This window comes from Cupriavidus sp. KK10 (assembly GCF_018223725.1).
Taxonomy (GTDB): domain Bacteria; phylum Pseudomonadota; class Gammaproteobacteria; order Burkholderiales; family Burkholderiaceae; genus Cupriavidus; species Cupriavidus necator.
Genome location: NZ_CP073677.1, coordinates 1,491,949 through 1,515,712 on the forward strand (window position 1 = coordinate 1,491,949; position 23,764 = coordinate 1,515,712).

20 protein-coding genes are annotated in these 23,764 nt (G+C 67.1%); 14 read left to right on the forward strand and 6 right to left on the reverse strand.

Annotated features, from left to right (window positions below; genetic code table 11):
• Positions 1 to 4 precede the first annotated feature (4 nt).
• The gene (locus KB879_RS07365; protein ID WP_153955271.1) at positions 5 to 2,356 is read right to left on the reverse strand and encodes a Tex family protein; all 2,352 of its coding nucleotides are present in this window, start codon (positions 2,354 to 2,356) and stop codon (positions 5 to 7) included.
• A gap of 169 nt (positions 2,357 to 2,525) precedes the next feature.
• Between KB879_RS07365 and KB879_RS07370 the strand changes: the two genes are divergently transcribed.
• The 3 genes from KB879_RS07370 to KB879_RS07380 all read left to right on the forward strand — a co-directional run bounded on the left by KB879_RS07370 (position 2,526) and on the right by KB879_RS07380 (position 5,781).
• Positions 2,526 to 3,317 (forward strand): hypothetical protein, encoded by a 792-nt coding sequence (locus tag KB879_RS07370; protein WP_211980974.1) that lies wholly within the window; start codon positions 2,526 to 2,528, stop codon positions 3,315 to 3,317.
• 34 nt (positions 3,318 to 3,351) lie between these two features.
• Positions 3,352 to 3,555, forward strand: a complete 204-nt coding sequence (locus KB879_RS07375; protein ID WP_013956445.1) for a DUF465 domain-containing protein — start codon at positions 3,352 to 3,354, stop codon at positions 3,553 to 3,555.
• Positions 3,556 to 3,624: 69 nt separating this feature from the next.
• The gene (locus KB879_RS07380) at positions 3,625 to 5,781 is read left to right on the forward strand and encodes an ATP-dependent DNA helicase (RefSeq protein WP_153955273.1); all 2,157 of its coding nucleotides are present in this window, start codon (positions 3,625 to 3,627) and stop codon (positions 5,779 to 5,781) included.
• Positions 5,782 to 5,861: 80 nt separating this feature from the next.
• Here KB879_RS07380 and KB879_RS07385 read toward each other — a convergent pair whose 3' ends face one another.
• Entirely contained in the window at positions 5,862 to 6,692 is an 831-nt protein-coding gene (locus tag KB879_RS07385; protein ID WP_013956447.1) for an outer membrane protein assembly factor BamD, read from the reverse strand.
• Positions 6,693 to 6,709: 17 nt separating this feature from the next.
• Here KB879_RS07385 and KB879_RS07390 point away from each other — a divergent pair, with 17 nt between their 5' ends.
• Positions 6,710 to 7,972: an RluA family pseudouridine synthase gene (locus KB879_RS07390; RefSeq protein ID WP_013956448.1), complete on the forward strand. Its 1,263-nt coding sequence runs from the start codon at positions 6,710 to 6,712 to the stop codon at positions 7,970 to 7,972.
• The gene (pgeF, locus tag KB879_RS07395) at positions 7,956 to 8,759 is read left to right on the forward strand and encodes a peptidoglycan editing factor PgeF (protein WP_013956449.1); all 804 of its coding nucleotides are present in this window, start codon (positions 7,956 to 7,958) and stop codon (positions 8,757 to 8,759) included. The genes KB879_RS07390 and pgeF overlap by 17 nt, the downstream gene beginning before the upstream one ends.
• A 13-nt stretch (positions 8,760 to 8,772) precedes the next feature.
• Here pgeF and KB879_RS07400 read toward each other — a convergent pair whose 3' ends face one another.
• A complete protein-coding gene (locus tag KB879_RS07400; RefSeq protein WP_013956450.1) occupies positions 8,773 to 8,976 on the reverse strand; it encodes a hypothetical protein in 204 nt (67 codons plus the stop codon).
• Positions 8,977 to 9,421: 445 nt separating this feature from the next.
• On the opposite strand from KB879_RS07400, the gene KB879_RS07405 reads away from it, so the two are divergent.
• From KB879_RS07405 to phaR, 4 genes are all read left to right on the forward strand, one after another.
• Entirely contained in the window at positions 9,422 to 11,191 is a 1,770-nt protein-coding gene (locus tag KB879_RS07405; RefSeq protein WP_013956451.1) for a class I poly(R)-hydroxyalkanoic acid synthase, read from the forward strand.
• Positions 11,192 to 11,275: 84 nt separating this feature from the next.
• Entirely contained in the window at positions 11,276 to 12,457 is a 1,182-nt protein-coding gene (locus KB879_RS07410) for an acetyl-CoA C-acetyltransferase (protein ID WP_211980975.1), read from the forward strand.
• A 76-nt stretch (positions 12,458 to 12,533) separates the two neighbouring features.
• The gene (locus KB879_RS07415; protein ID WP_013956453.1) at positions 12,534 to 13,274 is read left to right on the forward strand and encodes a 3-ketoacyl-ACP reductase; all 741 of its coding nucleotides are present in this window, start codon (positions 12,534 to 12,536) and stop codon (positions 13,272 to 13,274) included.
• A 435-nt stretch (positions 13,275 to 13,709) separates the two neighbouring features.
• Positions 13,710 to 14,261 (forward strand): polyhydroxyalkanoate synthesis repressor PhaR, encoded by a 552-nt coding sequence (phaR, locus tag KB879_RS07420; protein ID WP_013956454.1) that lies wholly within the window; start codon positions 13,710 to 13,712, stop codon positions 14,259 to 14,261.
• Between the two features lie 55 nt (positions 14,262 to 14,316).
• On the opposite strand, the gene KB879_RS07425 is transcribed toward phaR, so the two are convergent.
• Entirely contained in the window at positions 14,317 to 15,570 is a 1,254-nt protein-coding gene (locus tag KB879_RS07425; protein WP_211982141.1) for an IS256 family transposase, read from the reverse strand.
• Positions 15,571 to 15,937: 367 nt separating this feature from the next.
• Here KB879_RS07425 and KB879_RS07430 point away from each other — a divergent pair, with 367 nt between their 5' ends.
• The 5 genes from KB879_RS07430 to KB879_RS07450 all read left to right on the forward strand — a co-directional run bounded on the left by KB879_RS07430 (position 15,938) and on the right by KB879_RS07450 (position 21,745).
• Positions 15,938 to 16,906 carry a tRNA-dihydrouridine synthase gene (locus KB879_RS07430; RefSeq protein ID WP_013956455.1) on the forward strand — a complete coding sequence of 323 codons (969 nt, stop codon included), beginning with the start codon at positions 15,938 to 15,940 and terminating at the stop codon, positions 16,904 to 16,906.
• Positions 16,907 to 17,051: 145 nt separating this feature from the next.
• On the forward strand, positions 17,052 to 18,431 hold the full coding sequence (gene rimO / locus KB879_RS07435) for a 30S ribosomal protein S12 methylthiotransferase RimO (RefSeq protein ID WP_035820084.1): 1,380 nt from the start codon (positions 17,052 to 17,054) through the stop codon (positions 18,429 to 18,431).
• A 92-nt stretch (positions 18,432 to 18,523) separates the two neighbouring features.
• Positions 18,524 to 19,708: a beta-ketothiolase BktB gene (gene bktB / locus KB879_RS07440; protein WP_013956457.1), complete on the forward strand. Its 1,185-nt coding sequence runs from the start codon at positions 18,524 to 18,526 to the stop codon at positions 19,706 to 19,708.
• Between the two features lie 8 nt (positions 19,709 to 19,716).
• Entirely contained in the window at positions 19,717 to 20,355 is a 639-nt protein-coding gene (locus tag KB879_RS07445; protein ID WP_013956458.1) for a hypothetical protein, read from the forward strand.
• A gap of 166 nt (positions 20,356 to 20,521) precedes the next feature.
• The gene (locus tag KB879_RS07450; RefSeq protein ID WP_013956459.1) at positions 20,522 to 21,745 is read left to right on the forward strand and encodes a cystathionine beta-lyase; all 1,224 of its coding nucleotides are present in this window, start codon (positions 20,522 to 20,524) and stop codon (positions 21,743 to 21,745) included.
• 6 nt (positions 21,746 to 21,751) lie between these two features.
• Here KB879_RS07450 and KB879_RS07455 read toward each other — a convergent pair whose 3' ends face one another.
• A complete protein-coding gene (locus KB879_RS07455; RefSeq protein WP_010810122.1) occupies positions 21,752 to 21,991 on the reverse strand; it encodes a DUF2789 domain-containing protein in 240 nt (79 codons plus the stop codon).
• 117 nt (positions 21,992 to 22,108) lie between these two features.
• Complete coding sequence (locus KB879_RS07460; protein WP_211980976.1) at positions 22,109 to 23,758, reverse strand: PepSY domain-containing protein; 1,650 nt, start codon at positions 23,756 to 23,758, stop codon at positions 22,109 to 22,111.
• Positions 23,759 to 23,764 lie beyond the last annotated feature (6 nt).

Consider the following 23,764-nt stretch of genomic DNA (forward strand, 5'->3'; position numbering starts at 1 on the left):
CGGCTTAGCGCTTGAGCTTGGCGAAGGCCGCGGCCATCGCGCCCGCCGGTTCCTGCTCGCGGCGGCCGCCACCGAAGCCCTTGCCACCATTGCGCTGGGCGCCGCGATCGCCACGGTCGCCGCCGGCACGCGCCGCGGCCTGGCCGGGCTCGTCGTCCAGGCGCATCGACAGGCCGATGCGGTTGCGCTTGACGTCGACCTCCATCACCTTGACCTTGACCACCTGGCCAGCCTTGACCACCTCGTGTGCGTCCTTGACGAACTTGTTCGACAACGCCGAGATATGGACCAGGCCGTCCTGGTGCACGCCGATATCGACAAACGCACCGAAGGCTGCCACGTTGGTGACCACGCCTTCCAGCACCATGCCGGGCTGCAGGTCCTTCACGTCTTCCACACCTTCCTGGAAGGTCGCGGTCTTGAACTCGGGGCGCGGGTCGCGGCCCGGCTTTTCCAGTTCGGTCAGGATGTCGCGCACGGTCGGCAGGCCGAAGGAGTCGTCGGTGAACTGCGTCGGCGACAGGCCGCGCAGCGCGTCGCGGTTGCCCATCACATCGCGCAGGCCCTTCTTGACGTGTTCCAGGATGCGCTGCACCACCGGATACGCTTCCGGGTGCACCGAGGAGCGGTCCAGCGGATTGTCGCCGTCGTTGATGCGCAGGAAGCCGGCCGCCTGCTCGAAGGTCTTGTCGCCCAGGCGCGGCACCTGCTTCAGCGCGTTGCGGTTGGGGAAGGCGCCATTGGCGTCGCGGAACTCGACGATATTGCGCGCCAGCACCGTGTTCAGGCCCGACACGCGCGCCAGCAGCGGCGCCGAGGCGGTGTTGACGTCCACGCCCACGGCGTTGACGCAGTCTTCGACCACGGCGTCCAGCGCCCGCGCCAGCTCGCGCTGGTTGACGTCATGCTGGTACTGGCCCACGCCGATCGACTTGGGATCGATCTTGACCAGTTCCGCCAGCGGATCCTGCAGCCGGCGGGCAATCGACACCGCGCCGCGCAGCGACACATCCAGGTCCGGGAATTCCTTGGCTGCCAGCTCCGACGCCGAATACACCGAAGCGCCGGCCTCGCTGACCACGATCTTGGTCAGCTTCAGCTCGGGCATCTGCTTCATCAGGTCCTGCACCAGCTTGTCGGTTTCGCGGCTGGCGGTGCCGTTGCCGATCGACACCAGCGCCACATTGTGCTGTTTTGCCAGGCGCGCCAGCGTGGCGAGCGAGCCGTTCCAGTCGCGGCGCGGCTCGTGCGGGTAGATGGTGGCGGTGTCCAGCAGCTTGCCGGTGCTGTCCACCACGGCGATCTTGCAACCGGTGCGGATGCCCGGGTCGACGCCCATCACGGACTTGGGCCCGGCTGGCGCGGCCAGCAGCAGCTCATGCAGGTTGCGGCCGAACACCTTGATGGCTTCGTTCTCCGCGGTTTCGCGCAGCTGCGTCAGCAGTTCGGTTTCCAGGTGGGGCTGCACCTTGACGCGCCAGCACCAGCGGCATACGTCGCCCAGCCACTTGTCGGCCGGGCGGCCCAGGTTCTGGACGCCGACATGGCGCGCGATCATGCCTTCGCACGGGTGCGGCACCATCGCGTCCTGTTCTTCGCCCAGGCCCAGCTTGACCATCAGCACGCCCGCGTTGCGGCCGCGGAACAGCGCCAGCGCGCGGTGCGACGGCACGGTGCGGATGGTCTCGCTGTAGCTGTAGTAGTCGCGGAACTTCTCTTCCTCGGCGGTTTCCTTGCCTTCCATCACGGTGGAGGCCACCACGCCGTTGTTCCACAGGTGCTCGCGCAGCTTGCCCAGCAGTTCCGCGGTCTCGCCGAACTGCTCGGACAGGATGTCGCGCGCGCCGTCCAGCGCGGCCTTGACATCCGGCACGCCGCCGTCGGCGGTGGGGTTGCCATTGACGTACTTGGCGGCCTCGGCCTGCGGATCCAGCGTGGGATCGGCCAGCAGCGCCTGCGCCAGCGGCTCCAGCCCGCATTCGCGCGCGATCTGGGCGCGGGTGCGGCGCTTGGGCTTGTAGGGCAGGTAGAGGTCTTCGAGCGTCTGCTTGGTTTCGGCGGCCTCGATGGCGGCCTGGAGCTCGGGCGTGAGCTTGCCTTGCTCCTGGATCGACGCGAGGATGGCCGCGCGGCGGTCTTCCATGTCGCGCAGGTAGAGCAGGCGCTCTTCCAGGTTGCGCAGCTGCGTGTCATCCAGGTTGCCGGTCACTTCCTTGCGGTAGCGGGCGATGAAGGGCACGGTGGCGCCTTCGTCGAGCAGCGCCACGGCCGCGGCCACCTGGCGGGGCTGCACGGACAGTTCAGCCGCGATGAGCGAGACAATCTTTTGCGAGACGGATGCGGGCAGGTTGGACATCGGAGAGCGCAGCGAAAAACGCAGTCAGTCGAAAGCGGGGCATTTTGCCACAAGCGCGGGAGGTATCCGCCGGGGCGCGCTGTGGGTGCGGGGCGGGCGGCGTCCCGCGCACGTCCGGAACGGGCCGGCGGGGCAGGCCGGTGCCCGGCCCGGATGCTAGAATCCGGTCATGATCGTCAAGTCCCGCCCGGCCGCCGCCAAGGCCACCATCCTGGCCATGCCAACCTTCGCCAACGTGCCTGAAACTTCCCTGTTCCGCTTCGGCCGCCTGGCTGCACTGGCCCTGGCTGCATGCGCCGTGCTGATGCCGCTGCGCGAGGCGCGCGCCCAGGCTTCCGCGCCCGCCGCGCCGCCCGCCGCCAACGGCCAGCGCGACTTTGCCGCCGAACGCAAGGCCGTCGAGGATTCGCGCGCCTGGACCAACTACCGCTTTGCCGCCGCCGAACGTGAGTGCTACGGCAAGTTCTTCGTCAACCACTGCATCAACAACGCCAAGGAAGTCCAGCGCGAGGAGCTGCAGGTGCTGCGCAAGCGCGAACTGGAGGTAGGCGAGGCCGAACGCGCCCACCGCGCCGCCGAGCGCGACCGCGAACAGGCGCTGCGCAACGCCGAGTTCGAGGCCAGCCAGCCGAAGCGCTCGGCCAGTGAACAGTCCAGCCGCGAGGCCTTCCAGAAGAAGCAGCAGGAACAGCAACTGCGCGAGGCGCAGCGCCAGGGCGAGGCGCCGCAGCGTGCCGCCAACGCGCAGGCGTACGAAAAGAAGCAGTCTGACTTCGATGCCCGCATGCAGGAGGCCCAGCAGAAGGGCGCCGAGCAGGCCCGCCAGCGGCAGGAGAACGTCAAGACGTACGAGGCCAAGCAGCGCGACCTCGAACAGCGCCAGAAGGAACTGGAAGAGCGCCGCGCCAAGGCGAAGGAGCAACAGGGCCAGGCGTCGGCGCCGCGCCCGTTCGGCTTCTGAGGCCCGGTACCGTGACAGCGCAGCGGAGGCATAGATGGACAGCAACCTGAACACCCTGGAGCGGCGCATCATGGAGTTGCAGATCGAGCACCGCGACCTGGATTTCCTGATCGACCGGCTTGCCAGCGACGCCGTCCATGATGAACTGCAGCTGCGCCGGCTGAAGAAGCGCCGCCTCAAGCTGAAGGACGCCATCACGCTGCTGCAGCTGCAGCTCGAACCCGACGTGCCGGCCTGAGCGCATCCGCGCCAGGCTGGCCGATTGCCACCGGCCCTGTCCGGCGGCCCATACAACATCCCCCCTCCCTTGTCCGATCTTCCAGATTCCCCTGAGTCGTCCGAAGCCGTCAGCCTGACCGACGCCGGGTCGCCCGTGCCTGCCGCGCCCGCCGACGACGGCGCCAGCCGCGGCGCTGAACTGGCCACCATCTTTGCCGATACCGGCACGCTGGCCCAGGCCATTCCCGGCTACCGGCCACGCGCCTCGCAGCACAAGATGGCCGAGGCCGTCGCCGACGCGATCGCGCAGAACGATTCCGTCATCGTCGAGGCGGGCACCGGCACCGGCAAGACCTACGCCTACCTGGTGCCGGCGATGCTGTGGGGCGGCAAGGTGATCCTGTCGACCGGCACCAAGAACCTGCAGGACCAGCTGTTCCTGCGCGATATCCCCACCGTGCGCCATGCGCTGAACGTGCCGGTCTCGGTGGCGCTGCTCAAGGGCCGCGCCAACTACGTCTGCCACTACCACCTGGAACGCGCGCAGGCCAACGGGCGCCTGGCGTCGCGCCAGGATGCGGCATGGCTGCGCGACATCGGCCGCTTCGTCAAGGAAACCTCCACCGGCGACAAGGCCGAGCTGGCGTCCGTGCCCGAGAACGCGCCGGTATGGCAGATGGTGACCTCCACGCGCGACAACTGCCTGGGATCGGAATGCCCGCATTACAAGGAATGCTTTGTGATGCGCGCGCGCAAGGAAGCGCAGCAGGCCGACGTGGTGGTGGTCAACCATCACCTGTTCTTTGCCGACGTGGTGCTGCGCGACACCGGCATGGCGGAACTGCTGCCGGCGGCCAACACCGTGATCTTCGACGAGGCCCACCAGCTGCCCGAGACCGCCACGCTGTTCTTCGGCGAGACGCTTTCCACCAGCCAGCTGCTGGAAATCGCCCGCGATGCCGTGGCCGAAGGCCTGTCGCATGCGCGCGATGCGGTGGACTGGGTCGCGCTGGCCGCGCCGCTGGAGCGCGCCGCGCGCGACCTGCGCCTGGCCTTCAGCAAGGACAATGCGCGGCTGGCGCTGGGCCAGATCGAGGCCGACCGCCGTATCGCCGAGCCTTTCAACGAGACGCTCGATGCGCTGGACGAGGCGTTGTCAGACTTCGTCGAGATGCTCGAAAGCCAGGCCGAGCGTGCCGAATCGCTGCAGCAATGCCACCGCCGCGCGCTGGAGCTGGCCAACAAGCTGGCCGCGTGGCGCGCCGATGCCGCGCCCGTGCCGGCACCGCAGCAGACGGAAGGCGAGGGAGAAGCAGCCCCGGCGGTGCCCGCGGGGGCTGAAACCGTGCGCTGGGTCGAGGTGTTCTCGCATACCGTGCAGCTGCACCGCACGCCGTTGTCGATCGCGCCGATCTTCACGCGCCAGCGCGACGGCCAGCCGCGCGCCTGGGTCTTCACCTCGGCCACGCTGTCGGTGAAAGGCAACTTCACCCACTACGCCGCGCAGTTGGGGCTCGACAAGGACCGCTCGCTGACGCTGCCCAGCCCGTTCGATTACGCGAAGCAGGCGCTGCTCTACGTGCCGCGCGACATGCCGGCGCCGCAGTCGCCGCAGTTCACCGACGCGGTGGTGCAGGCGGCATTGCCGCTGATCGAGGCCGCCGGCGGGCGCACCTTCCTGCTGTGCACCACGCTGCGCGCCGTGCAGCGTGCCTCGGACCTGCTTTATGACGCGTTCGCCGAGCGCGGCCTGAACCTGCCGCTGCTGGTGCAGGGCCAGGCCAGCCGCACCGAGTTGCTGGACCGCTTCCGCGAACTGGGCAATGCGGTGCTGGTCGGCAGCCAGAGCTTCTGGGAAGGCGTGGATGTGCGCGGCGAGGCGCTGTCGCTGGTGATCATCGACAAGCTGCCGTTCGCGCCGCCCGACGACCCGGTGCTGGCCGCGCGCATGGAAGTGCTGCAGAAGAAGGGCCTGAGCCCGTTTGCCGTGCACCAGCTGCCGCATGCGGTGATCACGCTCAAGCAGGGGGCGGGGCGGCTGATCCGTTCGGAGTCTGACCGCGGCGTACTGGCGATCTTCGATACGCGGCTGGTCGAGAAGCCCTATGGCCGGCAGATCTGGCAAAGCCTGCCGCCGTTCACGCGCACGCGTGAGGCAGCGACGGTGGTGCGGTTCCTGGAGTCGCTGCGCAGTCCTGGCAAGGAAGCTGAGGCGGAGCCCGCAGGGGAAGCGGCAGCGGACTGAACGCTGCGGGTGCCGGAAAAAGAAAAACGGGACGTATCGGAGGATACGTCCCGTTTTTTATGGCCGCTGGCCAGCCGGCGTCAGAACACTTCCCACCAGGCCTTGTCCTTGCGGCGCGCGCCGTACTTGATGAAGTCGCTCTCGGGGAAGTTGCGCTCCATCACGCGCGCGGTGTCGTCGCGCAGGTCCTTCATGCCCATCGCGTCATACGAGCGGATCATGATGTACAGGGCCTCTTCGTTGGCCGGCGCGCCATCGTAGTCCTTCAGTGACTGCTGGGCACGGTTGACGGCGGCAAGGTAGGCGCCGCGCCGGTAGTAGTAGCGCGCGGCATGCACTTCATGCTGGGCCAGCGAGTTGACGATGTACTGCATGCGCAGCGTCGCGTCGGGGGTGTACTTGCTTTCCGGGTAGCGGGTGATCAGCGTATGGAAGGCGTCGTACGCGGCGCGGGCGGCCTTGGGATCGCGCTCGCTCAGGTCCTGGCCCGAGAATCGGCCCAGCCAGCCCAGGTTGTCGTTGAAGTTGATCAGGCCCTTGAGATAGTAGGCGTAATCGATATTGGGATGATTCGGGTGCAGCTGGATGAAGCGGTCCACCGCGGCCAGGGCTGCAGCCGTTTCACCATCCTTGTAGCTGGCGTAGGCGGTATCGATCTGGGCCTGCTGCGCATAGCGGCCAAACGGATAGCGGCCTTCGAGCTTTTCATACAGCTTGACGGCACGCGTGTAGTCGCCGCCATCCAGCGCATCCTTGGCTTCCGAATATAATTTGTTGGCCGACCAGCCTGCGGTCTCGTCGGGTTGGTCCGCCAGCAGGCCGCATGCAGACAGCATGACGCAGCCGCCTGCGAGCAGAACCGCTCCAATTGTCGTGCGCCAGCGCGCGCGTTTCATGCTCTGCAATTGCATGGGCAATCGTATCCCGGATGAAGAAAAATAGCGTCAAGCATTATAGCCCAAGCCCCCAGCCCCACCCCGAAGCCGGAGGTGGCGTGGGAGGACTTCCACCAGAACGGGTGCGCGCAGCCGCGTCCGTGGCCGATTTCGAGGCACATCCCGAGGAATTTGAAGACCTTGCCGAAGCGCCGACCGGCAGCGGCGCGCCAGCTGCCGAGCCGGCCGTGACCCTGACGCTGGAGGTGGACAGCGCCTCACATGGCCAGCGGCTCGATAAATTGCTCGCGCGGCACTTCAGCGAGTTTTCACGCAGCCGCCTGCAACAGTGGATCGAAAGCGGCGCGGTGCGCGTCGACGGCCAGGTGCGCCGGCCGCGCGACGCGGTGCAGATGGGCAACCGCATCGAGATCCAGCCGCAGGCCGCGCCGGAATCGTCCGCTTTCTCGCCCGAGGACGTGCCGCTGGACGTGGTCTATGAAGACGACACCCTGCTGGTGATCAACAAGCCCGCCGGGCTGGTGGTACACCCGGCTGCCGGCAACTGGAGCGGCACCGTGCTCAACGGGTTGCTGCACCGCGACCCCGCCGCCACGTCGCTGCCGCGCGCGGGCATCGTGCACCGGCTCGACAAGGAAACCTCCGGGCTGATGGTGGTGGCGCGCTCGCTGACCGCGCAGACCGACCTGGTGCGCCAGCTGCAGGCGCGCACGGTCAAGCGCACCTATATCGCGCTGGTGTGGGGCCGCACCTATGACGAGGGCACCATCGACGCGCCCATCGGCCGCGACCCGCGCGAGCGCACGCGCATGGCGGTCGTGCATACCGCCAGCGGCAAGCCGTCGCGCACGCATTTCCGCACGCTGGCCACGGTGCCGCTGGGGCGGGGCTTTGTGTCGATGGTGATGTGCAAGCTGGAGACTGGCCGCACGCACCAGATCCGCGTGCATTTCGAATCGATCGGCCATCCGCTGGTGGGCGACCCGGTCTACTTCCGCGCCACGCAGCGCGGGCAGCGCCCGGCGGTACGCGCGCCGCTGCCGGTGCCGTATGAGCGCCAGGCACTGCATGCGTACCAGCTCGGCCTGGTGCATCCGGCCACCGGCAAGCGCATGTCGTGGACCGCGCAGCCTCCGGAAGACCTGCAGGCGTTGATCGATGCGCTGGATTTTGAAAGCGCGCAGGCCGACGAGGAAGAAGAAGCCTGGGACGAAGTCTGGGAAGGCGGCGAGGCCCACTGGGAATATGCCGGCGATGACGAAGACGGTGACGATGACGATGAGCGCAGCGCCTGATCCCGCCTGGCTGGTCCCTGACTGGCCCGCGCCGGCGCGTGTGTGCGCGCTATCCACGACGCGCCAGGGCGGCGTCAGCAAGGGCCCGTACGGGCTTGCCGGCGGCGCCCCGGGCGGCCTAAACCTGGGCACCCACGTCGGCGACGATGCCGCGGACGTGGCGCGCAACCGTGCGCGGCTGGCTGCGTGCCTGCCGTCGATGCCGCAGTGGCTGGAGCAGGTGCATGGCTGCGCGGTGGCGACGGTCGATCATGTCGCGGCCCCGAGCGCGCCCGTGCCCCAGGCCGACGCGAGCCTGGCGTTGGCATCCGGCCACGTCTGCGCCGTGATGACGGCGGATTGCCTGCCGGTGCTGCTGTGCGATGCGCAGGGGACGGTGGTGGGCGCCGCGCATGCGGGCTGGCGCGGCCTGTGCAGCGGCGTGATCGAAGCCACGCTGTCACGGATGCAGGCCGCCGCCGGTGCTGGCGCCCCGCGCTGGCTGGCGTGGCTGGGCCCGGCCATCGGCCCCGATGCGTTCGAGGTGGGTGCGGAAGTGCGCGATGCTTTCCTGGCGCAGGCACGCGCCGATGAACAGGCCGCGGTTGCCGCAGCCTTCCGCGCTGGCGCACCGGGCAAGTACCTTGCCGACATCTATGCGCTGGCGCGCACGCGCCTGGCGCGCGCCGGCTGCACCGAGGTCTACGGCGGCGACGCCTGTACCGTGGGCGAAGCCGGTCGCTTCTACTCCTATCGGCGCGACGGCGTGACCGGCCGCATGGCCAGCCTGGTCTGGCTGGCGGACTGAGCCGGCCGCTGCCTCACTCGTCCTTGCCCCTGGCCGCCTGCGCGCGCTCGGCTTCGGCCTTGCGCCGCCGCCGGCCGGGCGTGCCCATGATGTAGAGCACCAGCGCCACCGGCGCCACGCCATACATCAGGAAGGTGGCAACCCCTGCCACCACGGTGTGCTCGGTGATCGCCATCATCAGCGCCACGTAGAGCCAGCCAATGGCCACGATGTACATCAAAATTTCATCCTTCTCGCCTATGCTCTGTGGCCTCGGCAGATGCGAGCGCTGCATACCGTCCGGTAGGTCGGGAAGCGCGCGGCGCCGGGACGGATTCCCGCATTGACAGCGCGTGCGTTGCAAGGCAACAATGAGCTCAAATGTCTCGGAATCGCTGACGATTCCCAGGTTTCTCCGGCAAGCATACCGCATGGCGTTGCCACGCCAGAGTGTCGCGTTTGCCGGATAAAAGGGGAGCCGCTATCGGAATGGACGCGAGCCATGGCTGCAGCAGGTGCGGTCTAGGCTTCCAGCCAGTTCCAGGGCAGATGTGCCGGCAGACCCTCCCGCTTTGGGGAGGCGCAAGCCGGGTCCATTCGGATAGCATCTCCCCATGCAAAGTGCCGGCCAGGGCAATGCCCGGAGCCGGTTCGAATAGTGACGGCAGAGAGACAATCAAATCATGGCGACCGGCAAAGGCGCGGCAGCTTCCACTCAGGAAGGCAAGTCCCAACCATTCAAGTTCACGCCGGGGCCATTCGATCCAGCCACATGGCTGGAATGGTCCCGCCAGTGGCAGGGCACTGAAGGCAACGGCCACGCGGCCGCGTCCGGCATTCCGGGCCTGGATGCGCTGGCAGGCGTCAAGATCGAGCCGGCGCAGCTGGGTGATATCCAGCAGCGTTACATGAAGGACTTCTCAGCCCTGTGGCAGGCCATGGCCGAGGGCAAGGCCGAGGCCACCGGGCCGCTGCACGACCGGCGCTTCGCCGGCGACGCGTGGCGCACCAACCTGCCATACCGCTTCGCTGCCGCGTTCTACCTGCTCAATGCGCGCGCCTTGACCGAGCTGGCCGATGCTGTTGAGGCCGATGCCAAGACGCGCCAGCGCATCCGCTTTGCGATCTCGCAATGGGTCGATGCGATGTCGCCCGCCAACTTCCTCGCCACGAATCCCGAGGCGCAGCGCCTGCTGATCGAGTCGGGCGGCGAATCGCTGCGTGCCGGCGTGCGCAACATGATGGAAGACCTGACGCGCGGCAAGATCTCGCAGACCGACGAGAGCGCGTTTGAGGTCGGCCGCAATGTCGCGGTGAGCGAAGGCGCCGTAGTCTTCGAGAACGAATACTTCCAGCTGTTGCAGTACAAGCCGCTGACCGACAAGGTGCATGCGCGCCCGCTGCTGATGGTGCCGCCGTGCATCAACAAGTACTACATCCTGGACCTGCAGCCGGAGAGCTCGCTGGTGCGTCATGTGGTGGAGCAGGGGCATACGGTGTTCCTGGTGTCGTGGCGCAATCCGGACGCCAGCATGGCTGGCAGCACCTGGGACGACTACATCGAGCACGCGGCCATCCGCGCCATCGAAGTCGCGCGCGACATCAGCGGCCAGGACAAGATCAACGTGCTCGGCTTCTGCGTGGGCGGCACCATTGTGTCGACTGCGCTGGCGGTGATGGCCGCGCGCGGCCAGCACCCGGCTGCCAGCGTCACGCTGCTGACCACGCTGCTGGACTTTGCCGACACCGGCATCCTCGACGTCTTTGTCGACGAGGGCCATGTGCAGCTGCGCGAGGCCACGCTGGGCGGCGCCGCCGGCGCGCCGTGCGCGCTGCTGCGCGGCCTTGAGCTGGCCAATACCTTCTCGTTCCTGCGCCCGAACGACCTGGTGTGGAACTACGTGGTCGACAACTACCTGAAGGGCAACACGCCGGTGCCGTTCGACCTGCTGTTCTGGAACGGCGACGCCACCAACCTGCCGGGGCCTTGGTACTGCTGGTACCTGCGCCACACCTACCTGCAGGACGAGCTCAAGGTGCCGGGCAAGCTGACTGTGTGCGGCGTGCCCGTGGACCTGGCCAGCATCGACGTGCCGACCTACATCTACGGCTCGCGCGAAGACCATATCGTGCCATGGACCGCGGCCTATGCCTCGACCGCGCTGCTGGCGAACAAGCTGCGCTTCGTGCTGGGTGCGTCGGGCCATATCGCCGGTGTGATCAACCCGCCGGCCAAGAACAAGCGCAGCCACTGGACCAACGATGCGCTGCCGGAGTCGCCGCAGCAATGGCTGGCTGGCGCCACCGAGCATCACGGCAGCTGGTGGCCGGACTGGACCGCATGGCTGGCAGGCCAGGCCGGCGCGAAACGTGCCGCGCCCGCCAACTACGGCAATGCGCGCTATCCCGCGATCGAACCCGCGCCTGGGCGATACGTCAAAGCCAAGGCATGACGCTTGCATGAGGGCCGGCGTGCGTCATGCACGGCGCCGGCAGGCATGCAGGTTCCCTCCCGTTTCCATTGAAAGGACTACAAAATGACTGACGTTGTCATCGTATCCGCCGCCCGCACCGCGGTCGGCAAATTTGGCGGCTCGCTGGCCAAGATCCCGGCGCCGGAACTGGGTGCCGTGGTCATCAAGGCCGCGCTGGAACGCGCCGGCGTCAAGCCGGAGCAGGTGAGCGAAGTCATCATGGGCCAGGTGCTGACCGCCGGTTCGGGCCAGAACCCCGCACGCCAGGCCGCGATCAAGGCCGGCTTGCCGGCGATGGTGCCGGCCATGACCATCAACAAGGTGTGCGGCTCGGGCCTGAAGGCCGTGATGCTGGCCGCCAACGCGATCATTGCAGGCGACGCCGAGATCGTGGTGGCCGGCGGCCAGGAAAACATGAGCGCCGCCCCGCACGTGCTGCCGGGCTCGCGCGACGGCTTCCGCATGGGCGATGCCAAGCTGGTCGACACCATGATCGTCGACGGCCTGTGGGACGTGTACAACCAGTACCACATGGGCATCACCGCCGAGAATGTGGCCAAGGAATACGGCATCACGCGCGAGGCGCAGGATGAGCTCGCGGTCGGCTCGCAGAACAAGGCCGAAGCCGCGCAGAAGGCCGGCAAGTTTGACGAAGAGATCGTCCCGGTGCTGATCCCGCAGCGCAAGGGCGACCCGGTGGCCTTCAAGACCGACGAGTTCGTGCGCCAGGGCGCCACGCTGGACAGCATGTCCGGCCTCAAGCCTGCCTTCGACAAGGCCGGCACGGTGACCGCGGCCAACGCCTCGGGCCTGAACGACGGCGCCGCCGCGGTGGTGGTGATGTCGGCGGCCAAGGCCAAGGAACTGGGCCTGACCCCGCTGGCCACGATCAAGAGCTACGCCAACGCCGGTGTCGATCCCAAGGTGATGGGCATGGGCCCGGTGCCGGCCTCCAAGCGCGCCCTGTCGCGCGCCGAGTGGACCCCGCAGGACCTGGACCTGATGGAGATCAACGAGGCCTTCGCCGCGCAGGCGCTGGCGGTGCACCAGCAGATGGGCTGGGACACCTCCAAGGTCAACGTGAACGGCGGCGCCATCGCCATCGGCCATCCGATCGGCGCGTCGGGCTGCCGTATCCTGGTGACGCTGCTGCATGAAATGAAGCGCCGCGACGCCAAGAAGGGCCTGGCCTCGCTGTGCATCGGTGGCGGCATGGGCGTGGCGCTGGCAGTCGAGCGCAAATAAGGAAGGGGTTTTCCGGGTCCGCGCGCGGTTGGCGCGGACCCGGCGACGATAACGAAGAGCCAATCAAGGAGTGGACATGACTCAGCGCATTGCGTATGTGACCGGCGGCATGGGTGGTATCGGAACCGCCATCTGCCAGCGGCTGGCCAAGGATGGCTTTCGTGTGGTGGCCGGCTGCGGCCCCAACTCGCCGCGCCGTGAAAGGTGGCTCGAGCAGCAGAAGGCACTCGGCTTTGACTTCGTTGCTTCTGAAGGCAACGTGGCTGACTGGGACTCGACCAAGACCGCATTCGACAAGGTCAAGGCCGAGGTCGGCGAGGTCGATGTGCTGATCAACAACGCCGGCATCACCCGCGACGTGGTGTTCCGCAAGATGACCCGTGCCGACTGGGACGCGGTGATCGACACTAACCTGACCTCGCTGTTCAACGTCACCAAGCAGGTGATCGACGGCATGGCCGACCGCGGGTGGGGCCGTATCGTCAACATCTCGTCGGTGAACGGGCAGAAGGGCCAGTTCGGCCAGACCAACTACTCCACCGCCAAGGCCGGCCTACACGGCTTCACCATGGCGCTGGCGCAGGAAGTGGCGACCAAGGGTGTGACGGTCAACACCGTTTCGCCGGGCTATATCGCCACCGACATGGTCAAGGCGATCCGCCAGGACGTGCTCGACAAGATCGTCGGGACGATCCCGGTCAAGCGCCTGGGCGAGCCGGAAGAGATCGCTTCGATCTGCGCCTGGCTGTCGTCGGACGAGTCCGGTTTCTCGACCGGCGCTGACTTCTCGCTCAACGGCGGCCTGCATATGGGCTGACCTGCCGGCCTGGTTCAACCAGTCGGCAGCCGGCGCTGGCGCCCGCGTATTGCGGTGCAGCCAGCGCGGCGCACAAGGCGGCGGACGCTTCGTTTCGCCGCCTGTTTCGCGGGCCGTCATGGCCCGCGAATCGTTTCTGCCCGCGTGGCATTCCTCCCTTTTTGCGCCAGTTCACCGGGTTTTCCTTAAGCCCGTTCGCTTTTCTTAGTGCCTTGTTGGGCATAGAATCAGGGCAGCGGCGCAGCCAGCACCATGTTCGTGCAGCGCGGCCCTCGCGGGGGCGAGGTTGCAGGCCGCCACGCGCAGCCATGCGCGAACAGGCCACAGACGGCCGGCACGACAACAAGCAGATGGCGCGGGCGATACCGATTTGCGCACTGCACCCCATGCGGTGCAGCAGCGCGCAAACAGCGATGACACAAGGACAGAGCACCGATGGCCACGACCAAAAAAGGCGCAGAGCGACTGATCAAAAAGTATCCGAACCGCAGGCTCTACGACACCCAGACCAGCACCTACATCACCCTCGCCGACGTCAAGCAGCTGGTCATGGATTCAGAGGAATTCAAGGTCGTCGACGCCAAGTCTGGTGACGAACTGACCCGCAGCATCTTGCTGCAGATCATCCTGGAAGAAGAGTCGGGCGGCGTGCCGATGTTCTCCAGCGCGATGCTGTCGCAGATCATCCGCTTCTATGGTCATGCCATGCAGGGCATGATGGGCACCTACCTGGAAAAGAACATCCAGGCCTTCATCGACATCCAGAACAAGCTGGCCGAGAACTCCAAGGGCCTGTATTCCGGCGAAACCTTCAGCCCCGACATGTGGTCGCAGTTCATGAACATGCAGGGCCCGATGATGCAGGGCATGATGAGCAACTACATCGAGCAGAGCAAGAACCTGTTCGTGCAGATGCAGGAGCAGATGCAAAGTCAGGCCAAGAATATGTTCGGGACGTTCCCGTTCAACCAGCCGGACAAGAAGTAAAGCACTAGCGGGGAGGTGTCAGAAATTCTGTGTGCTGAGGTCGGTTAAATAAATCTCAGCGTAGGGCGTTGGTGAAGCGGTCACCGAAGAGAATGGCGAACTGGTTGGCCGCTTGTTTCCAGGTGATGGGCGGCATCTTCCAATCTTTCTCGATGTTGCGCAAGGCCAGGTACAGCAGCTTGCTGGCGGCTTCGTCGCTGGGGAAGTGGCCCCGGTTCTTGACGATCTTGCGCAACTGCATGTGCATGCTCTCGATGGCATTAGTGGTGTAGATGATTCTGCGCACTTCCGGCGGATAGGCAAAGAACGGGATGACCTGCTCCCATTGCCGCCGCCACATGTCGGCCACCGTCGGGAATTTGCGGCCCCAGTCGCTGCCGGCAAAGGCATCCAGCGCAGTGGCAGCGGCATCGGCCGTGGCAGCCTGGTAAATCGGCTTGAGCGCGGTCGCCAGGCCCTTGCGATCCTTCCAGCTCGCCAGGTTCAGCGAGTTGCGGATCAGGTGGACGATGCAGGTCTGGATTTGCGCGGCCGGGTAGACGGCCTCGATGGCCTGGGGGAAGCCGCGCAGGCCATCGACCACGGCGATCAGGATGTCCTCCAGGCCGCGGTTCTTCAGTTCGTTGAAGACCTTGAGCCAGAACTTGGCGCCTTCGGTCTGCTCGATCCACAGGCCGAGGACTTCCTTGCGCCCATCGGCGCGGATGCCCAGCGCGAGGTACACCGCCTTGTTCCTGACGGTGCCTTCGTCGCGGATCTTCAGGCGCAGCGCGTCGAAGTAGACAATGGGGTACATCGCCTCCAGCGGGCGCTGCTGCCATTGTTCGACCTCGGCCAGCACTTCGTCGGTGATGGTGGAAATCAGGTCGGGCGAGACCTGCAGCCCATACAGTTCCTGCAAATGGCCCTGAATCTCACGCACGCTCATCCCGCGTGCATACATGCTGATTACGTGGTCGTCGAAGCCGGACAGCCGGCGTTGGTACTTGGCGACCAGTTGCGGCTCGAAGGTGGCTTGCCGGTCGCGCGGAATGTCCAGTTCCAGCTCGCCGTTGGGCGTGATGACGGTCTTTGCACTGCTGCCGTTGCGGTGATTGCCGCTCTTGCCTTGCTTGGCCTCGCTGGCCAGATGGTGCGTCAGTTCGGCGGCAAGCATACGCTCGGCCAACTGCTTCTTGAGCAAGCCGGCCAAGCCTGATTCACCGAGAATCGACTCGGCGTCCTTGTTCTGTACCTGAGCCAGCAGTTGATCGATCAACTCATCCGGAAACAGCTTCGGCGCGCTCGATTTCTTGCTCTTCTTGCTCATGCTTGTTGTTTCGGTCATAAGGGCGTTTCTTTCGATATCGTCTCATGACCTCAACACACAAGAAATCTGACAGGCTCACTAGCGGCGGGCTCTGCACCCTCCGCATATCCCGCACGCGGGCTGGCACTCAGCCCGCGCTCGCATGCAGGCGGATGCCCAGCGCCCGCACACCTCCCTGAAGGCCCTGCCGACGCAAAGCAGGTAGAATGCGCGGTCTGTGCCCCCAGGCGCACGCAATCACGCAACTCTCTCCAGCGGCGGCTCAGTGTGGACTCGCCTTTTGTGCGCGAAACCCCATGCCCTCCGTTATCCAATATGCTCGTCCGGCCTTTAAGGCCTGGTCCTCTGCTTCGGTGAAGGCTTCGCCATGAGCCGGCTGTTCCTGGCCCCCATGGAAGGGCTCGCCGACTACGTCTTGCGCGACGTGCTGACCGATACCGGCGGCTACGACGGCTGTGTATCCGAGTTCGTTCGTGTGACGGGTTCGTTGCTTCCTGCGCGCGTCTACGAGCGCGATACGCCCGAAATCCTCGCCGGCGGCTATACCCGCAGCGGCACGCCGATGGTGATCCAGTTGCTCGGCAGCGACCCGGAATGGCTGGCGCGCAATGCGGCCTATGCCGCGACCTTGTCGCCGCATGGCATCGACCTGAACTTCGGCTGTCCCGCCAAGGTCGTCAACCGGCATGGCGGCGGCGCCATGCTGCTGACGAATCCTGAGTTGTTGAGCCGGATCGTTGCGTCCGTGCGCGCTGCGGTGCCGGCCCATATTGCCGTGACGGCAAAAATGCGGCTGGGCGTCTCCGATACCTCGTTGGCGATTGATTGCGCCACGGCGCTGGCCGAGGGCGGCGCGGCCTCCCTCGTGGTCCATGCCCGGACGCGGGACCATGGCTACCGGCCGCCGGCCCACTGGGACTGGATCGCGCGCATTGCGGCGGCGGTGGACGTGCCCGTGATTGCCAACGGAGACGTCTGGACGGTCGCGGACTGGGAACGCTGCCGGGCCGTCAGCGGTTGCGCCGACGTGATGATCGGGCGCGGCGCCGTGTCCGACCCTTTCCTGGCCTTGCGCATTCGCGGGCTGATGGACAGCACGCCGTCAGACGAGGAGTGGCCACTGGTGCTGCGCCAGATCGCCACTTACCTGAAAAAGCTGCATGCCCGTATTGCCTCCTGCCACGAGCATGGGCGCGTGAAACTGTGGCTCAGCTATCTCAAGCGGACCTGGCCACAGGCCGCCGAACTGCATGCAGCCATCCGGCGCATGCAGGGCTCCGTGGAGATAGAGCGGGTCCTGGAAGGCCTGCCGGGAGCTGCTACCGCGCCGGAATGACGCGGCATTGCCGCAGCCTGGGCCACATGTGTGGAGTCAGGCGCCGAGAATTCATGGCAAACGGTTAAAATGCGCGATTGGCTCACCGGCCGCCGGCCCTGTCCCCGCATATTCCGCCGCGCCTGCCCCACATTCGGATTGCACCGTGAAAAACCCTTCAGAATCAACGACCCAGAAAGACCATAGTCCGCGTGTGGGATTCGTTTCCCTTGGCTGCCCCAAGGCGCTGGTCGACTCCGAGCAGATCATCACCCAACTGCGCGCCGAGGGCTATGCCATCAGCGGCACCTATGACGGCGCCGACCTGGTCGTGGTCAATACCTGCGGATTTATCGACGAGGCCGTGCAGGAGAGCCTGGACGCCATCGGCGAGGCCCTGACCGAAAACGGCAAGGTCATCGTCACCGGCTGCCTCGGGGCGAAGAAGGATGCGGCGGGCCACGACATCGTGTCGTCGGTGCACCCCAAGGTGCTGGCCGTGACCGGCCCGCATGCGCTGGGCGAGGTGATGCAGGCGGTGCACACGCACCTGCCCAAGCCGCATGACCCGTTCACCGACCTGGTGCCGGCCGCCGGCATCAAGCTGACGCCCAAGCACTATGCCTACCTGAAGATTTCGGAGGGGTGCAACCACCGCTGCTCGTTCTGCATCATCCCGTCGATGCGCGGAGACCTGGTGTCGCGCCCGGTGGCCGAGGTCATGCTGGAGGCCGAGAACCTGTTCAAGGCCGGCGTCAAGGAACTGCTGGTGATCTCGCAGGACACCAGCGCCTACGGCGTCGACGTCAAGTACCGCACCGGCTTCTGGAACGGCCGCCCGCTCAAGACCCGCATGACCGAACTGGTGGCGGCGCTGGGCGAGCTGGCTGCGCAATATGGCGCCTGGGTGCGCCTGCACTACGTCTACCCGTACCCGCACGTGGACGAGATCATCCCGCTGATGTCGCAGGGCCACGTGCTGCCGTACCTGGACGTGCCGCTCCAGCATGCGCACCCAGACGTGCTCAAGCGCATGAAGCGCCCGGCCAATGCCGAGAAGACCATGGATCGCATCCGCGCCTGGCGCGAGATCTGCCCTGAGCTGACCATCCGCAGCACCTTTATCGCCGGCTTCCCGGGCGAGACCGAGGCGGAGTTCCAGACGCTGCTGGACTTTATCGCCGAGGCCGAGCTGGACCGCGTCGGCTGCTTCGCCTATTCGCCGGTGGAGGGCGCCACCGCCAACGACCTGCCGGGCGCGCTGCCCGACGAGGTGCGCGAGGAACGCCGCGCCCGCTTCATGGAAGTGGCCGAAGAGGTCTCGGCGCGACGCCTGCAGCGCAAGGTCGGCCAGACCCTGCGCGTGCTGGTGGACGAGGTCAACCAGGACGGCGGCATCGGCCGTTCCTCCGCGGATGCGCCGGAAATCGACGGCCTGGTCTATATCGCGCCGCCGGAGCGCCATTCCCAGCGCTACCGCGCCGGCGAGTTCGTCGACGTGAAGATCACCGGCGCCGACGGCCACGATCTGTGGGGCGAGGTCTGAAACGGGTTGATTAGGTAAAAGTACGCTCGTTCGATTTCGTCCGCGTCCCGCTATACTGTGCGGTGCAACATAACCCTCATGGAGACAAAGTCATGACGCGTGAAGTGGTAGTGGTGAGCGGTGTCCGTACCGCGATCGGGACCTTTGGCGGCAGCCTGAAGGATGTGGCGCCGGCGGAGCTGGGCGCGCTGGTGGTGCGCGAGGCGCTGGCGCGCGCGCAGGTATCGGGCGACGATGTCGGCCACGTGGTGTTCGGCAACGTGATCCAGACCGAGCCGCGCGACATGTATCTGGGCCGCGTCGCGGCCGTCAACGGCGGGGTGACGGTCAATGCCCCCGCGCTGACCGTGAACCGCCTGTGCGGTTCGGGCCTGCAGGCCATCGTCAGCGCCGCGCAGACTATCCTGCTGGGCGATACCGACGTCGCCATCGGCGGTGGCGCGGAAAGCATGAGCCGCGCGCCGTACCTGGCGCCCGCGGCCCGCTGGGGCGCACGCATGGGCGATGCCGGCCTGGTCGACATGATGCTGGGCGCGCTGCACGATCCCTTCCATCGCATCCACATGGGCGTGACCGCCGAGAACGTCGCCAAGGAATACGACATCTCGCGCACGCAGCAGGACGAGGCCGCGCTGGAATCGCACCGCCGCGCTTCGGCCGCGATCAAGGCCGGTTACTTCAAGGACCAGATCGTCCCGGTGGTGAGCAAGGGCCGCAAGGGCGATGTCACCTTCGACACCGACGAGCACGTGCGTCATGACGCCACCATCGACGACATGACCAAGCTCAGGCCGGTCTTCGTCAAGGAAAATGGCACGGTCACGGCCGGCAATTCCTCGGGCCTGAACGACGCCGCCGCCGCGGTGGTGATGATGGAGCGCGCCGAAGCCGAGCGCCGCGGCCTGAAGCCGCTGGCCCGTCTGGTGTCGTACGGCCATGCCGGCGTGGACCCCAAGACCATGGGCATCGGCCCGGTGCCGGCGACCAAGATCGCGCTGGAGCGCGCCGGCCTGCAGGTGTCGGACCTGGACGTAATCGAAGCCAACGAAGCCTTTGCCGCGCAGGCGTGCGCGGTGACCAAGGCGCTCGGCCTGGATCCGGCCAAGGTCAACCCGAACGGCTCGGGCATCTCGCTGGGCCACCCGATCGGCGCCACCGGTGCCCTGATCACGGTGAAGGCGCTGCATGAGCTGAACCGCGTGCAGGGCCGCTACGCGCTGGTGACGATGTGCATCGGCGGCGGGCAGGGTATTGCCGCTATCTTCGAACGCATCTGAGGTTAGCCTTGCGCCCGGCTTTGCTGACGAAGAACCTCTGCACGCTGGGCCTGGCCGCCGTGCTCGCCCTGGCGGGCACGGTGCAGGCAGCGCCGGGCACCGAGCTGTCGACCGGCCCGGCTAACGTTGCACCCGCTGGCGGGCCTGCCGGCGGGGAAGGCCTGGGCATCAACCAGGCCATTCGCGACGGCGAAGCCCGGCGCGGCGGCACCTCGCTTTCCACTGGCGCGCCAAGACCTCTGGCGCCGCGGCCGGAATATGCGTCGCTGCCGGTCTACGTCGGCAAGGTCGGCGACCAGCCGGTGCGGCTGCGCCTGGGCCCCAAGCCTGACGAGCGCGACAGCGTGCGCGGCGAATACGCAGGCCGTGGCGCCGGTGTGCGCCTGCTGGCCGGCGAGTGGGAGGGCGGCGCCTTCCTGATGGAGGAGTCCGACGACGGCACCCGCGTGTCGGGCAACTGGGAAGGCAGCATCGACGCCAGCGGCGCCGTGCGCGGCACCTGGACCGATGCGTTCAACCCGGCCATCGTGCTGCCGTTCTTTATCCGCCCGCTGGGCGTGCTGGTGATCCCCCCGTTTGACATGACGCCCAACAGCGGCGTCACCTACGCGCCGCCAGCGCCGAAGTCCTCGATTTCCGGCTGGTAAGCCGTTTCCTGGTGCCCGCCGTTGCCATCAGCGGTGGCGCGGCCGGCATTTGCTGGTAAGCTCGAAGGCTCATCGAGTCTCATTCCTGACCGTTGCCGCGCTTCTGCCCGGGCATACCGCCGGGGCAGCGCGCCGTGGCCGGCCAGCAGCCAGCAAGGAAACCGCCGTGTCCGATTCGCCATCCGACAAGCCCGCGTCGCCCGCCCATTACCTGCAAACCGTTGCGGTCCAGCCCGAGCTGGAGATCGCGCCCGGCTTTGCCTCGTTTTCTCCCGCCACGCACCGCGGCTCCACCGTGGTGTTCCGCAACCTGGCCGAACTGCGTGCCCATGGCGACGGTGCGACCACTTACTGGCGCTATGGCCTGCACGCGACGCCCACCAGCGAGGCGCTGTGCCAGCACCTGGCGCTGCTGGAGGGCGCGCGCCACACGCTGCTGCAGCCGTCAGGACTCGCAGCAATCTCGCTGGTCTACTTCGCGCTGCTCAAGAGCGGCGACGACGTGCTGGTGCCGCGCAACGTCTACGGCCCCAACCGCGACCACGGCGAGTGGCTGGCACGCGAATTCGGCGTGACCGTGCGCTACTACGACCCGATGGACGCCGCTGCGGTGGCGGCGATGATCCGGCCGAATACGCGCCTGGTCTGGATGGAGTCGCCCGGTTCGGTGACCATGGAAGTGCCCGACAGCGACGCCATCGTCGCCGCGGCCAGGGCGCGCGGCGTGCTGACCGCGATCGACAATACCTGGTCGGCCGGCATCTACTTCCGCCCGTTCGACAAGGGCATCGATATCTCGGTGCAGGCGCTGACCAAGTACCAGTCCGGCGGCAGCGACGTGCTCATGGGCGCGGTCCTGACCTGCGACGATGCCCTGCATGAGCGCCTGAAGCGCACCCGCATGCTGATGGGCTGGGGTGTTTCCGCCGATGACTGCCACCTGGTGCTGCGCGGGCTGCCGAGCCTGCCGGTGCGCCTGGCCGCGCATGACCGTGCGGCCCGCGAAGTGGCGGAGTGGCTGCACCAGCGGCCCGAGGTTTCGCGCGTGCTGCATCCGGCGCTGCCGGACTGCCCCGGCCACGCCAGCTGGCGGCGCGATTTCACCGGTGCCAGCGGGCTCTTTGCCATCATCCTGCGGGCAAGCTATACGCGCCAGCAGGTGGATGCCTTCGTCGAGGCGCTGCAGCTGTTTGCGATCGGCTGGTCCTGGGGCGGCGCCCACAGCCTGGCCGTGCCATACCACGTGCAGGGCATGCGCCCGGCGGGCACCTGGCCGCCGGCCGGCTGGCAGGACACCGGCGAACTGGTGCGGCTTTATATCGGCCTGGAAGACACGCGCGACCTGATCGCCGACCTGCGCCAGGCGCTGGAGGCTACGCTGGCCGCGTAAGCGGCCTCAGGCCGGCTGTCTCAGGGCGAGATTGAGCTGGTCGACGACCTCGGCCCAGTCGGCGTCGTCCAGCAGCTCGTCGCGCAGCAGCGTAGCCTGGGCGGGGGTCCAGAACGGTGCCTCGGCCAACTCGACATCGTCGGGCAGCGGGGCGTGCGTGCCGATAAAGCTGCGGATGCTGGCTTCGTCGGAGGCCAGGCCGAGTTGGGCGAACAGTTCGGAAAACTGGTGGAAGGTCGATTCCATGGCGGTCGGCTCGATGTTGTTGGCCTGAGATAGTGTAGGGCAGCGGCCGGGCTGGCGCGGTCAAGGAAACAAAAACGGACGCTGCTGCGTCCGTTTTTGCGTGCGGGCGCCGTGCGCTCAGGGCGTATCCGCGCTGGGCATCGTCTTGGCGCTCGCGGTGGGCTTGGCGGCTTGTGCTGCTTGGGCTGCCTGCGGCATCGCCCACACCGACTCCGCCGGCCAGCTGCGCGCGCGGCGCTGCGTGGCGCGGGCCAGGGCGACAAAGCCCGCGGCCAGCGCGATCGCGCCGATATCGAAGCCGGCGATGATCCAATGCCCGCTGGGGATGCTGTGCAGCAGGTGGTCGCCGGTCAGGATCGCGTTCGCCAGCGGCACGGTCAGCGACGCCAGCGCGGCGGCGTAGAGCAGCTCCACCGCGGCGCGTACCGGCGGGCGCAGCAACGCCCAGGCACAGGCCAGACCAAACACCGTGAAATAGGTGTAGCTCACCGCGCGCTCCGGCCACAGCAGCGCCGCCGGGAAGCACAGCGCCACGCCGATGCAGCAGCCGATGCACACACCGACCGTGCCCTGCGCCAGCAGCCGGTGCACGCGCGGCTGCTCGGCCTGGCGCACCTTGCGCCGCGACTCGATCCACAGCAGGTTGCCCGAATAGAACAGGAAGGCGCCGGCCAGCCCGGCCAGCAGGTAGACCAGGCGCACCGGCAGCTCGCCGAAGGTGCCGAAATGCAGCGCGTACAGCGCGCTGTAGAGCCCGTGGTTGCTGTCGCGCGTGCCGGCGGTCTGGTTGGCGGTCAGCTGGCCCGCGTTGGGCTCGCCGCTGGCGGCATGGATGCCGACCGAGCCCAGGTTGCCGAGGGCCTGCGTGCTGGTGCCGCGCACTTCCACCACGGCATTGGCGTCGCCAAAGCGCTGGAAGCGGAACGACTCGGGCGCGAAACGCTCGCCGCCGTGCTCGCGCGCAATCTGCATCAGCGTGGCGGTGGGCATGGTCGGCACCGTACGGCCGGCCGCGGCCACTTCCGGTACGGCGGTGGTGGCACGGGGCACCGCCTCAAACAGGCGGCCGTCGAAGGTCAGTGTGTTGAACACCGTCATCAGCACCAGCGACACGGAGAACAGCGCGCCGGTGATGGCAAAGACCAGGTGGAAGGGCAGGCTGAACAGGCCCAGCACATTGTGGGTGTCCATCCAGAAGCGCTTCAGGTTGCGCCCGGGGCGCACCGCGAACAGGTCCTTCTTCAGCCGCGGCAGGTGCAGCAACACGCCCGACACCAGCGCCAGCCCGTACAGCACCGAGATCGCACCCATGAAGTAGATGCCGCCGACCGGGATCCCCAGCGAGTAGTGCAGGCTGTTCAGGAACGCCGACAGTTCGCCGATCACCTGGTCGCGCGAGGTGTCGCGCTGCATCGCGGCGTCGCCGGCCAGGCGGGCGTCGGTGGTCATCTGCCACTCGCCGGACTTGTCCTGCCAGTAGGCCGAGATATTGGGCTCGCCCTCCGACGGCATGATCACGTAGGAACTGGCCGCGGCCTCGGGGTGGATCGCGACCAGTTTCTGCATGAAGCGGTCGACCGCGGCCGGGTCGGCCTTGGCCTCGACCGGCGCGCTGCCCTTGAGCCGCGACGGCGACTGCCACACATGCAGTTCGTGGTGGAACACGGTGACCGCCCCGGCAAAGAAGGCGATAAACAGGGCCCAGCCGGCCATCAGGCCGACCCAGGTATGCAGCATCTGGTACAGGCGCAGGGTTGCGGTTTTCAAGATGGC